The 11876-nt window shown below is 72.2% G+C and carries 13 protein-coding genes; 7 read left to right on the top strand and 6 right to left on the bottom strand.

The genetic code is table 11. From position 1 onward, the window contains the following. The first annotated feature begins 42 nt into the window (after positions 1–42). From JNB50_RS01015 to JNB50_RS01025, 3 genes are read left to right on the top strand one after another with little or no spacing between them, the layout of a single operon-like run. Positions 43–729: a response regulator transcription factor gene (locus JNB50_RS01015; protein ID WP_307794547.1), complete on the top strand. Its 687-nt coding sequence runs from the start codon at positions 43–45 to the stop codon at positions 727–729. Continuing rightward, positions 726–2096, top strand: a complete 1371-nt coding sequence (locus tag JNB50_RS01020; protein WP_208038250.1) for a HAMP domain-containing sensor histidine kinase — start codon at positions 726–728, stop codon at positions 2094–2096. The genes JNB50_RS01015 and JNB50_RS01020 overlap by 4 nt, the downstream gene beginning before the upstream one ends. A gap of 23 nt (positions 2097–2119) precedes the next feature. After that, complete coding sequence (locus JNB50_RS01025) at positions 2120–2734, top strand: DUF5666 domain-containing protein (protein WP_208038251.1); 615 nt, start codon at positions 2120–2122, stop codon at positions 2732–2734. A 69-nt stretch (positions 2735–2803) separates the two neighbouring features. On the opposite strand, the gene JNB50_RS01030 is transcribed toward JNB50_RS01025, so the two are convergent. The 4 genes from JNB50_RS01030 to JNB50_RS01045 are packed head-to-tail and all read right to left on the bottom strand — an operon-like array spanning position 2804 to position 6038. Further along, positions 2804–3991, bottom strand: coding sequence for an OmpA family protein (locus tag JNB50_RS01030; RefSeq protein ID WP_307794548.1), 1188 nt, complete (start codon positions 3989–3991; stop codon positions 2804–2806). A 35-nt stretch (positions 3992–4026) separates the two neighbouring features. Beyond that, positions 4027–4995 (bottom strand): hypothetical protein, encoded by a 969-nt coding sequence (locus JNB50_RS01035; RefSeq protein ID WP_243767855.1) that lies wholly within the window; start codon positions 4993–4995, stop codon positions 4027–4029. A 10-nt stretch (positions 4996–5005) separates the two neighbouring features. Next, entirely contained in the window at positions 5006–5359 is a 354-nt protein-coding gene (locus JNB50_RS01040; RefSeq protein WP_208038252.1) for a hypothetical protein, read from the bottom strand. Further along, positions 5346–6038 carry a hypothetical protein gene (locus tag JNB50_RS01045; protein ID WP_208038253.1) on the bottom strand — a complete coding sequence of 231 codons (693 nt, stop codon included), beginning with the start codon at positions 6036–6038 and terminating at the stop codon, positions 5346–5348. The genes JNB50_RS01040 and JNB50_RS01045 overlap by 14 nt, the downstream gene beginning before the upstream one ends. Before the next feature lie 97 nt (positions 6039–6135). Between JNB50_RS01045 and JNB50_RS01050 the strand changes: the two genes are divergently transcribed. Then, the gene (locus JNB50_RS01050) at positions 6136–6936 is read left to right on the top strand and encodes an ABC transporter ATP-binding protein (RefSeq protein ID WP_208038254.1); all 801 of its coding nucleotides are present in this window, start codon (positions 6136–6138) and stop codon (positions 6934–6936) included. 22 nt (positions 6937–6958) lie between these two features. On the opposite strand, the gene JNB50_RS01055 is transcribed toward JNB50_RS01050, so the two are convergent. Then, positions 6959–7429 carry a GNAT family N-acetyltransferase gene (locus JNB50_RS01055; protein WP_208038255.1) on the bottom strand — a complete coding sequence of 157 codons (471 nt, stop codon included), beginning with the start codon at positions 7427–7429 and terminating at the stop codon, positions 6959–6961. A gap of 42 nt (positions 7430–7471) precedes the next feature. On the opposite strand from JNB50_RS01055, the gene JNB50_RS01060 reads away from it, so the two are divergent. Next, entirely contained in the window at positions 7472–8248 is a 777-nt protein-coding gene (locus JNB50_RS01060) for an alpha/beta fold hydrolase (RefSeq protein ID WP_307794549.1), read from the top strand. Positions 8249–8355: 107 nt separating this feature from the next. On the opposite strand, the gene JNB50_RS01065 is transcribed toward JNB50_RS01060, so the two are convergent. Then, the gene (locus JNB50_RS01065; protein ID WP_208038256.1) at positions 8356–9714 is read right to left on the bottom strand and encodes a DUF2252 domain-containing protein; all 1359 of its coding nucleotides are present in this window, start codon (positions 9712–9714) and stop codon (positions 8356–8358) included. 97 nt (positions 9715–9811) lie between these two features. Here JNB50_RS01065 and JNB50_RS01070 point away from each other — a divergent pair, with 97 nt between their 5' ends. Together JNB50_RS01070 and JNB50_RS01075 are read left to right on the top strand one after the other, a co-directional pair. Beyond that, positions 9812–10162, top strand: coding sequence for a hypothetical protein (locus JNB50_RS01070; protein WP_208038257.1), 351 nt, complete (start codon positions 9812–9814; stop codon positions 10160–10162). Between the two features lie 74 nt (positions 10163–10236). Beyond that, positions 10237–11841 (top strand): MFS transporter, encoded by a 1605-nt coding sequence (locus JNB50_RS01075; RefSeq protein WP_208038258.1) that lies wholly within the window; start codon positions 10237–10239, stop codon positions 11839–11841. Positions 11842–11876: the final 35 nt, after the last annotated feature.

The raw sequence follows: 11876 nt of genomic DNA on the forward strand, positions 1-11876 counted from the left end.
GAAACGGTGCGGCGGGCGGCGTCGAGCCGTCAAGATGGACGGGTGGGCGAAGAGAGAGGTCTGGTGCTCGTCGTGGAGGACGAGGCCGCGATCGTGGAACTCGAACGGTTGTACCTCTCCGGTGCGGGCTTCGGCGTGCACGTCGAGACCGACGGCCGCCAGGCGCTGGCCGCGGTCGACCGGCTGAGGCCGGTCGCGATCGTGCTCGACGTCGGCATCCCGGGGCTCGACGGCATCGAGGTGTGCCGCACGCTGCGGGCGAGGGACGACTGGACGCCCGTCATCTTCGTGACCGCGCGCGACGACGAGATCGACCGCATCCTCGGGCTCGAGCTCGGCGCCGACGACTACCTCACCAAGCCGTTCTCGCCGCGGGAGCTCGTCGCCCGCATCAAGGGGATGGTGCGCAGAGCGGCCGGACCCGTCGCGGCCCCGACGCGCACGGTCGGCGGCGTGCGCCTCGACGGAGCGCGGCGCAGGGTGGAGACCGCCGCCGGCCGCGTCGACCTCACCGCGACCGAGTTCGACCTCCTCGACCGGCTGATGAGCCAGCCGGGACGGGTGTTCACGCGCGAACAACTGCTCTCGTCCGTGTGGGGCGTCGCCGACTACAGCAGCAGCCGCACGGTCGACGTGCACATCGCCCAGCTGCGGGTCAAGCTCGGTGACGCCGCAGGGATCGTCCGCACAGTGCGCGGAGTGGGCTACAGCGTCGCGGACGAGGCGTGACGGGCGAGGCGCCGCGCCGGCGGCTGTTCGGCTCGCTGAGCGGCCGGTTCGTGCTGGTCACGTTCGCGGTGGCGTTGATCGCGGTGCTGGTGACCGCACTCGTCGCCGTGCAGGTGGTGCAGACCGTCGAGGAGGACCAGGCACGGCAGCAACTCAAAGCGCAGGCCACCGCGCTCGTCGCCTCCGGTCGGGTGGGCGCGGGGCGGCTCGCGGTCGTCGGCGACCGGTTCGCCGTGGTGTCGCCCGACGGCACCGTGACCGGCGCCGCCCGCGCCTTCGTCGGTCCGAGGGTGGTGCGGGAGCTGAGAGCGGGGCGAACCGTCTCCACCACGACGACGGTGAACGGCAAGGACGCCGTGCTCGTCGGCATCCCGGGCGGGGACGGTGGAGGCATCGTGGGCGTGCGCAAGGTGGCCGACATCGCCGCCGGCGACTCCGACCTGCTGCGCGGCATCCTCGTCGCCCTCGTGATCGGCCTGGTCGTCGCGACGGCTGCCGGGGTGCTGCTCGCGCGCCTCGTCGGCCGCCCGCTGCGGCGCCTGGCCGACGGCGCGCGGGCTCTCGCGGGCGGCAGGCGGCGGGTGCCGATCGAGGCGCAGCCGGTCGCCGAGATCGAGGACATCGCGCAAGCGCTGCGCACGCTCGACACGGCGCTGGCGACGAGCGAGGACCGGCAGCGGGAGTTCCTGCTCTCGGTCTCCCACGAGATCCGCACCCCGCTCACGGCGATCCGCGGCTACGCGGAGGCCCTGGCCGACGGCGTCATCCCTCCCGAGGGGGTCGCCGAGGCCGGCCGGACGCTTTCGGCCGAGTCGGAGCGGCTCCGGCGCTTCGTCGACGACCTCCTGGAGCTGGCGCGGCTGGAAGCAGACGACTTCACGATCGTGCCGCAGCAGTTCGACGCGCGCGACACCGTCGCGGCGGTGCTGCGGGCGTGGTCGGGAGCGAGCGGCGGGGCCGGAGTGGTGCTGCGCGTGTCGTTGCCGCCCGAGCCGCTCGGGGTCGTGACCGACGAGATGCGGCTGCGCCAGATCCTCGACGGGCTGGTCGAGAACGCGTTGCGTGTCGCCCCCGCCGGGTCGGAGATCGTTGTCACCGGCCGCGCACACCCCGGCCTGGTGGAGGTCTCGGTGCGCGACCGTGGGCCGGGACTGAGCGCCGACGACGCCCCAGTGGCCTTCGACCGCGGCGCCCTGCACGCACGCTACCGCGGCGCGCGGCCGGTGGGCACCGGGCTCGGGCTTTCCATCGCGCACACGCTCGCAGGCCGGCTCGGCGCGACCATCGATGCCGCGCCGGCGGACGGCGGAGGCGCGGTGTTCCGGGTGACTTTACGTTCCTCTGACAATTCCCGAGCGACCTCCTGACCTGTCGCTGACAGCGTGGAGGCATGGACACGAACGAGCCGGGCGAACACGGCGACGAGCAGGACCATCCGACGACTCCGCTGCCGTGGCTCGCGGGGCTACAGCAGGGCGCGACGGCGCCCGGCATGGCCGTCACGGACAGCATGAAGGCCGGCGAGCCGGCGTCGCGTCCGTCGTTCCTTCGTCGTCACACGCTGGCTGTCGGGGTGGCCGCCGCGGTTGTCGCGGTCGTCGTCGTGGCGGGCGGGACCGCATGGGGCGTTGCGGCAGCGGTCGCCACCGGAAACGCGGCGGCGCCCGCCGCCATGGACTCGGCGATGCACGCCAAGGAGGGCGCCGCCGGCACGGGCACGCACGCCAAGGGTGTGGTGGGCGCGCTGACCGCGATCTCCGGCGCCACCTGGACGATGCGGACGGGCGCCGGTGCGACGATCACCGTGGAGATCGGCTCGTCGACGACCTACGGCACGGCGAGGAAGCCGGCGGACGCCTCCTCGTTCGCCGTCGGCGACCGCATCCGAGTGCTCGGCGCCCGCAGCGGCGACACCGTCACGGCGACCCGCATCCTCCACCTCGCCGCCGCGAAGCACACGGGCGCCCGGCCGACTCCCACAGGAACTCCCACCCCCACCACCTGAGGACGCCGAAGGGCACGTCGTTGTCCCTTTCGGCGTCCGAAGGGGACAACGACGTGCCCCTCGGCGCCCTCACCCGCAGAGCGCGACGCCGGCCGAGGTCAGCACCACCGAGCGGTTCTGCTCGGCGAGCGCATCCGAGTAGGCGCCGGAGGCGTCGGTCTCGCTCTTCCACCCGCACCACTCGTAGCCGACGCCCGCGGTCGCGAGCTTCGAGTCCGGTACGCCGAGCGCCACGAGCGCGGTCTTCACCGCGTTCGCGCGGCGCAGCGACAGTGCGGTGTCCGCGGTGTTGTTCGTCGCCTGGTCCTTGGAGGCCGTGCCGGTGATCGTGATGACGCCGCTGTTCTGCTCGATCGACGGGGCGAGCGAGGCGAGCAGCTGCTGGGCCGACGCGGTGTCGGCGAACGTCGCCGTGTCCTTCACGAACCGCAGGTCGGCGTTGCGGATGACGACAGGGTGCGACCAGTCGGTCTTGGTGCTCACGGCCTCGACCGGAACCGGCGTGACGGCGGGGAGCCCGGTCTCCGCTCCTCCCGAGGCGGGCTCCGGCAGCAGTGACAGCGTCCCGCCGGCAGCCGCGATCACGGCGGTCCAGATCGCGGTGAGGTTGCTGCGCGCCGGCACGGTCAGCGGCTGCTGCGCACCCGCGGTGTCGCCCATGCCCGACCAGTACACGGTCACGCCCTTCAGATCCGTGGGCAGGAGCCCGCGCGTCCGCAGGTCGGAGACGACCTGGGCGGGATCGGCGTAGAGCAGGCCGCTTCCGGCGAAGTCGAGCGGGTCGGCCGTCTGGAGGCCGCTGCCGAAGACGAGCACGCCGAGCGGGTTCGAGCCGAGGTTGCGCGCGGCCTGGTCGATCGCTCCGAGGAAGTCGACCTGCGGCGACGCCGCCTTGAGGCCGGCCAGGTAGGAGGTGATCTGGGCGAGCTTGGTGCGCTGGTCGTTCTGACAGACGATGGCGTCCTGCGCGCTCGATCCGATCGAGGTCGTCCCCATGGTCTGCGGCGTGCCGGACGGGATGACCACCGTCACGCTGCCGTTGCTCTCGCCCGCCGCCTTCAGCTGCGCGGTCGCGCTGGCCGGCACGGTGACGGCCGGCGCGTTGGCCGTGCTGCCGGCGACGACGCCGAGGTTGCGCTTGTGCGACTGGTCGCAGGCCTGGCCGGTGGCGGTCGCCGACGCACAGGCCGTCAATCCTGCCGCCGCGACCAGGACGGCGGCGGCAGCGGTCAGTGTGCGCCGGCCGACCGCGCGCACGCGTCCGCTGCCGCGCTGTGGTCTCGCGGCGCCGATCAACGGTCGTACCCCCAGGTCGTGGGCGGCCCGTCGACGGCGGGAGCCTCCGCGGTCGCGGCCGACTCTACGGGCGTCGATTGCGCGGGGGTCGACTCCACCGCCGCGGCCGGCGGGAATCCCGGAACGGCCGGCGCCGGCCCCGAAGCCTCCACGACCCGCCGGGCGCGCAGCTCGCGGATGATCTGGCTGGTGCTCTCCGGATCGCGCGCCCGTTGGGCCAGGCGTGTGGCGATGCGCGCGCGGATGACGTCGAGCCGCGCGTGGAACGTCGTGTAGGCGCCCGCGTAGCGCACGGCGTCCTGGGCGTCGAGCTTCGTCGCGTGGTGCGCGGCCTCCTCGGCCTTGACGGCTTCGGCGAGCAGCCGGTCGCGGTGCGTCCGCAGCCGCGCCACCTGCGCGTGCGCCTTCTCGGCGGCCACGAGCAGCGGACGTGTCGTCAGCCACGCGATGACGAAGCTGATCGTCCCGGAGGTGGCGAGCACGCCCAGCATCAGGAACGCCATGATCGTGTCCGGCGCCGTCCACGAGAACGTCGGCGTCGTCGCGGTCGACCCGCCGACCAGCCCGGTGAGGCCGCCGGCTCCCGCGGCATCCATGCCGGCTTTGATCCGGGCGATCGTGATCGCGGCGAGCAGCGCCGCCCAGAGCACCAGCAGCGCGACGGCGACCGGGATCCAGCCGCGGTGCATCACGCGCGCCTGCACCCGTCGCAGCAGGATGGCGGAGACGTGCGGCAGCGACACCACCGCGAGCGAGATCCCGAGCGTGATGACGTACATCTGCAGGCCGATGGAGCCGTACTGGCTGTCGTTGCGCAGCAGCAGCGTGAGTGCTTGCGCGAGCAGGATGTAGTCGACGGCGAGCATCGCCGCCAGCAGCACGTAGACGAAGACGTGCGCCAGCGGCGAGAGGTGGCCGACGCTCGGGCGGACCCGGCGCGGCTTGGTGACGATGTCCCTCGGCATACGGGTCCTCCTAGGCGTAGCTGTGCAGTTCGGGGTCGCCGCCGGTGAGCTTGGCGTCCAGGCGGGCGGCGTCCTGCTCGGCGCGGCGGATGTCGGCCTCGGTGCGCTCGATCGACCGGCTGATGAGCTCGAGCCGCGCCTGCGCCTCCGCGAGCCGGGCGGAGCAGGCGGCGACGTTGCGGGTGCGCTGCCGTTCCAGGTCGGCGACGCCGGCGCGTTCGAAGGCGGCGAGCTCGTGCTCGAACACCTCGAGCGTCTCCACGTCGACCGCTCCGCGCATGCGGCGCAGCCGCCACAGCACTCGACGGCGCAGGCCGCGGGTCGAGGGGACCTTGTAGTCCGTGATCCTGTCACGTTCGCGCATCGGGACTCCCTGGTTCGACGGATGGTGCGGAGGTTTCGGGGCTGCCGGCCCGGCCGGTGCCGACGGGCTCGACGGGACGCCAGATGTCCACGGAGGTCTCACGACCGGCGAGCGAGTCCGACCGTTTCAGGGCGGGCGCGCCCACCACGCCGGGCGGCGGGGTCAGCGCGCGCAGATACGCGCCCCAGTAGACGGCGATCTTCTCGTCGGAGCGGTCGAAGTGCCTGCTCGCCCGCAGCCGTGCTGCGGTGAACCGGGCGTTGATGGCCGCCCCGAGCTGTTCGGCGCGGGCGTTGCGCTGGGCGATCCTGCGGCGCAGCCGGCGCAGTTCCTCGAAGGCGACGCCGTCGCCCTCGGCGATGCGGGAGGCTGAACGCTCGGCGGGTGCGAGCGCCTCGAGGCGGTCGTCGTAGGCGTCCAGGTCGGCGGCGAGCGCCTGGGCGAGGCCGCGCTGCTCGGCGAGGTCGCGACGGCACCGGGAGAAGAAGCGCTGCTCCTCGCGGCGCGCGTAGGCGTTGGCGCGGGCCTGCAGGGCGGTGATCGTGGGAGTGGCGACCGTCGGTGCGCCGTCCGCCGACGCGGCGTCGCGCGACGGCCGTGTCGCCTCGGCGTCCTGCCTGGCTCGACGTTCCAGCAGGCGACGGGCGAACGGCCCGATTCTCAACGGCTGGGTCCCCATAGCTGGGGAGCGTACGAAGCGAGCCTGAGCGGTTCCTCGGGATCGGGTGACCGAACGCCGTGCGAGACACAACCGTGACCTACGCCAAGATGGAGTGATGGAGACGGTGCTCGAGCTGCGCGATGTGACGTTCCGGCGTGACGGGCGGCACATCCTGGAAGACATCCGCTTCGAGGTCGGGGCGGGGGAGCACTGGGCGCTTCTCGGGCCGAACGGCGCAGGAAAGAGCACTGTGCTCGGCTTCTGCGGCGCGGTCGCGTTCCCGACGTCGGGGACCGTCGACGTCCTCGGCAGGAGGCTCGGCCGGGTGGAACTGCAGGAGCTGCGGCGCCACATCGGCCATGTGAACCCGCGCCACCCTGTTCGCTCGCCGCTCACGGTCACCGAGGTGGTCCTGACCGGACTCACAGGTTCGATCGAGCCGCCGATGCGCTGGGAGGCGTCTGCGGCCGAGCTCGCCCGCGCGCGCGAGCTGATCGACACGATCGGCCTGGACGACCGCCGCGACGCCCGCTGGCCGACGCTGTCGCAGGGGGAGCGGGGGCGGGCCCTCATCGCCCGCGCGCTGATCTCCGATCCGCGCCTGCTGCTGCTCGACGAGCCCACCACCGGTCTCGATGTCGCGGCGCGCGAGCAGCTGCTGGAGACGATCGACGGGCTTTCCGTTGCGGTGCCCGACCTGGCCAGCGTGCTCGTCACACACCACCTGGAGGAGCTGCCGGAGACGACCTCGCACGCCCTGCTGCTCTCTCACGGACGGATCGTCGCGTCGGGCCCGATCGAGGAGGCGGTGACCACCGAGACGGTGACGGCGGCGTTCGAGCACCCGATCCGGGTGGAGCGTGCCGACGGCCGGTGGAGCGCCCGTGCGGTCAAGACCCGCCCGGTGAGCGTCTGACGGACGCGGCGGCGCCAGCGGCTCAGCGGAGTTCGAGCAGCAGCTCGACGACGGGCCTCCCTGCGCCGGCGGCGAAGGAGGTCTCGCTGCCGGTCCGGGTGAACCCGGCTCGTTCCAGGACCCGCAGCGAGCCGAGGTTGGCCTCGGCGACGCGCGCGTGCAGCGGGCGCGTCGGCTCGGCGGCGACGAGCAGCATCAGGGCGGCGGTCGCGATCCCGCGACCCCAGAGCGGTCGCCGGATCCAGTAGGTGACCTCCCGGTCGCCGTCGAGCGTGAAGGCCGCGACCGTGCCGGCGAACCCGCCGTCGGCCTCCACGGCCCGCATCCGGATGGCCGGGTCGGCGAGGTGGCGGCTCCACCGGGTGTCGAAGGCCGCCCGGTCGTCAGGATCCGCCACGGTGAACGCGGCCATCCGCACCGCCTCCGGGTCGCGCATCATCGCGAAGGCGTCGTCGGCGTCGGCGTCCGTGACCGGGCGGAGTCGCACGTGCATGCCGCGATGCTAGCGTGCGCGCACGCGCTAGACTCGCACGCCGTGCCCCCTCTCGCGACCGCAGACGACGGCGTCCCCCTCGCGTTCGAGGAGTACGGGACCGGGATTCCGGTCCTCCTGATCGCCGGCCAGGCCACCGGGATGCGCGGCTGGGGGCCGTTCGCCCGCGCGCTGGCCGAGGACCACCGCGTGATCGTGTTCGACCACCGCGGTATCGGCGACAGCGGCTCCGGCGATCCCGCCCGGTACAGCACGCGGCTGTTCGCCGACGATGCACTCGCCGTCCTCGACTCGGCAGGGGTGTCCGCGGCACACGTCGTCGGGCACTCGATGGGCGGCAGGGTCGCGCAATGGCTGGCTGCCGAGCATCCCGCCCGGGTGCGCAGGCTGGTCCTGATCGGCACGACCGCGAGCGACCGGGCGGGAGGCGCGGGTGAGCGCCGCGATCCCGCCGTGATCGCCGACCTCCTCAGCGGGGACCGCGAGCGCATGCTGCCGCTGTTCTTCGACGCGACCTGGGCGGAGGCGAACCCGGAGGCCGTGGCCGGTTTCTTCGACCGGGTGGCGTCGCGTCCCGCCCTCCGCGGCCACTTCGCGGCGAGTCGCGACCACGACGCCAGGGAGGCGCTCGGCCGGGTCCGCGCGGAGACCCTCGTGATCCACGGGACGAGAGATGCGCTGACGCCGGTGGCGCACGCGCGGTTGCTGGCCGAGGCGATCCCGCACGCCCGGCTGCTCGAACTCGACGCCCGGCACGGCCTGCACCTCGACACCCCGACGGTGCTGGAGGCCGTCCGCGTCTTCCTCGCCGCGCCGTAACGCTGCGACCCCGCTCCCGAAGGGCACGTTGTTGTCCCTTTCGGCGCCCGAAGGGGACAACAACGTGCCCCTCGGCGCTCGCGCGGGCGAGGTGGGCGAGGTGAGCGCTATTCGAAGTGCCCCTGGCGGGCGGCGTCGAGGAAGGTCGCGTAGTCGGCCTCGGCCTGCGCCGCGTAGGCGTGCGCCCACTCGGAGGCCGCGCGCACGAAACCGCCGCCGGTGCCCATATACCCGGAGACGAACTGCGCCTTCGGCGAGCGCGCGTGCGCGCGCCCGAGCACGATCGCGCAGGCCTGCGAGTACTCGGAGAACTGCGTCGTGTTCATGTCCGCGATCTCGAAGGAGGCGTTGCGGTTGCGGAAGATGCGCATGTAGAAGCTGTGGTCCTGCAGCGTCAGGTAGCCGAGGAACGGGTCGGACACCGCCTGCAGGATGCGCTGGCAGCCGACGACGCGGTAGCCCTGGTGTTCGGCGAGGATGGCCGGGTCGAGGTAGCCGACCGCCGGGGGGATGCCGCCGAACTCCTGCACGACCGAGTTGTTCGCCTCCTTCAGCTGGAGGATCTGGATGTCGCCTGTGGGGTCGCCGAGCGCGATGATGAAGCACCGTGTCCCGACGCTGCCGACCCCGACGACGCGGCGGGCGACGTCGAGCACGCGGTACTGCGAGAGCATGAGGGAGATGTTCGTCGGGACCGTCGCCCGGTAGGCCTGGAACACCTCGTCGACCAGGACGCGGATCTCGGGTTCGAGCCGGGTCAGGACGGGTGGGTTCTCGACGAATCGGAGGCCCTCGCCGCCCTCCTCCAGGGTGCGGCTCGCGACGCGCTCGCTGGTGCGCTTCTCGGACTCCTTGAGGGTGCGCTTGATCATCTTCTCGCTGTCCGGGCTGAGGATCTGGCGGTCCACCAGGCTGGTGACACGGAAGTAACGTCCGTACAGCGACGATTGCAGCGCGTTCCGCAGCGAGTTGCGGTACATCGCCGCCGACGACTGCACGATCGAGCGCAGGGCCGACCCGCCGAGCCCGAGCGAGCGGCCGGCGAGGACCACACTCGTCAGCATCCGCTTGACATCCCACTCGAACGGACCGGCCGCGGCCTCGTCGAAGTCGTTGATGTCGAACACCATCGAGCGCTCGGGGGAGCGGTAGATGCCGAAGTTGCTGATGTGGGCGTCGCCGCAGATCACGACCTCAGCTCCGGCCACCGGGCCAGCGGCGAGGTCGGCGGCTTGGATGGCGGCCGTCCCGCGGTAGAAGGCGAACGCCGACGCGCTCATCCGCTCGACCCGCAGCTGCACGAGGTTCTGCAACCGGTTCTCGTGCTGCCGGTGGAGGATCCCGAGGGGGTCGCGCCCGGGCGGGGGCGTGTAGTCCGCCTGACTCGAGCGGGGCACCCGGGAGCGGGCTGCCCGCCCGGCCTCGTAGAGCTCTTCTTCGGTGAGCGGGGTCGCGATGGTCGTCATGACGCACCTCCTGAGTGGCGCTCATGGTAGCTCTGTGCGTGCGGGGGTGGGTAGACGGCAGTGTCTGAGGAAAAGCTCACTCGGCTAGGGTGGAGGCGTGGAACAGACCGACTGGATCGAGCATCGCCGGCACGACGGCGAGCGGGTCGGCTGGATCCGCATGGTTGGGGAGCAGTTCGTCCCCGTCGATCTGCTCGGGCGCGAGCTGAGCGGCCCCGTCGACTGGCTGGAGGCCGAGGAGACGCTGGATCGCGCGGGCATCGGCTACCTGGCCGAATTGTACGAGCTGCGCCAGCCTGACGGCTCCTGGCTGCGGGTGCGGCTGGCGGAGGTCTCGCCCGAGCGGATCGTGGCGAAGAAGGACGACTTCGGCGCGGTCGGCGCGCCGCAGCTGTACTACCCGTTGCCCTTCCCGGCGCCGGAGGAACTGCGTCCGCTGCAGCGCTGAGCGCGCACCCACGGGGCTGTTGCGACGCGCGCGCCGCAGGCTAGCATCCGGGCAGTATCCGGGAGGGAGCTGCCATGGCGGGACGCTGGGGTGCGGTGACCGTGCTGGCGTCCGCCCAGTTCGTCATGACGCTGGACAGCACCGTGATGAACGTGTCGATCTCGACCGTCGTCAAGGATCTGCACACCACGATCTCGGCCATGCAGGCGACCATCACCTTCTACACGCTCACGATGGCCGCGTTCATGCTGTTGGGCGCGAAGCTCGGCGATGTCTGGGGGCGACGGCGTGCGCTGATCATCGGGTCGATCGTGTACGCGGTGGGGTCGGGCACGACGGCGCTCGCGCCCAACATCGTGGTCCTGTTCCTCGGCTGGTCGGTGATCGAGGGTCTCGGCGCGGTGCTCGTCATCCCTGCGATCGCGGCGCTCATCGCCGACAACTACTCGGGGCACGCGCGCGTGACCGCGTTCGCGGTGATCGGCGCGGCGTCAGGCGTCGCCGTGGCGGTCGGACCCCTCATCGGCGGATTCCTGACCACCTACGCCAGCTGGCGCTACGTCTTCGCCGGCGAGGTGGTGATCATGGCGATCGTGCTGCTGTTCCGCACCGTCGTCTCGGACAGCGGAGCACGCACCCACGTTCGCATCGACGTGCTCTCCGTTCTGCTCTCGGCCGCCGCCCTCGTGCTGATCGTCTACGGCCTGCTCCAGACGAAGGCCTGGGGCTGGGTCCTGCCGACGCAGCAGGACATCAACGTTCTCGGTCTCTCGCCCGTGCCGTTCATCATCGCGGTCGGCTCCGTGCTCCTCTGGCTGTTCTTCGTGCGCCAGCGCGCCCTGATCCGCAGAGGACGGGCACCGTTGCTGAACACGGCGATCCTGCGTCTGCGGCAGCTGCGGGCCGGGGTCGGCAGCCTGGGGATCCAGTACACGGTCACGGCGGGGCTGTTCTTCATCGTGCCCATCTACCTGCAACTGGCGCTCGGCTACGACGCGCTGTCGACGGGGCTGCGGATCTTCCCGCTCTCGGTCGCCCTCGTGCTGTTCTCGATCCTGGGAACGGCGCTCGCGCGGCGGCTCTCGCCCAAGATCATCGCCCGCATCGGCCAGCTCGGACTGGTGCTGGCGAGCCTCGTGCTGCTCGGCTCGGTCGACCCGAAGCTGAACAACTGGATCTTCGCCGCCGGGATGTTCCTGGCGGGCGCCGCGCTCGGCCTGCTGGCCTCCCAGCTCGGCAACGTGACCATGTCGGCGGTCGGCGACGACGAGCTCAGCGAGGCCGGGGGAGTGCAGGGGGTGTACCAGAACCTGGGTTCCTCACTCGGGACCGCCCTCATCGGCTCGGTGATGATCGCGAGCCTGACCACGATCTTCGCGGGTGCTGTGGCCGCCAGCACGCTGCCGACCGACGTGCAGCAGGAGATCTCGTCGCGCACGCAGGGCGGTGTCGCGGTGGTGGCCGCCGCCGACGTGCCGAAGATCGCCCAGGACGCCGGTCTGACCACCGAGCAGGGCGACCAGCTGGCCTCCATCTACAGCTCGTCGCAGCTCGAGTCGCTTCGGCTGTCGTTCGCGGCACTCGCGTTCGTCTCTGTCGGCGCCCTGTTCTTCTCGCGGAACCTCCCGTCGCAGGTGCTGGGGCGGGAGAGCGAGGAGGAGCACGCGGCCTCGACGTGACAGGCGGCGCCCTCCGCCGACCGGTCTGGTGCCGC

This window comes from Leifsonia sp. TF02-11 (genome assembly GCF_017565305.1).
GTDB lineage: Bacteria > Actinomycetota > Actinomycetes > Actinomycetales > Microbacteriaceae > Leifsonia.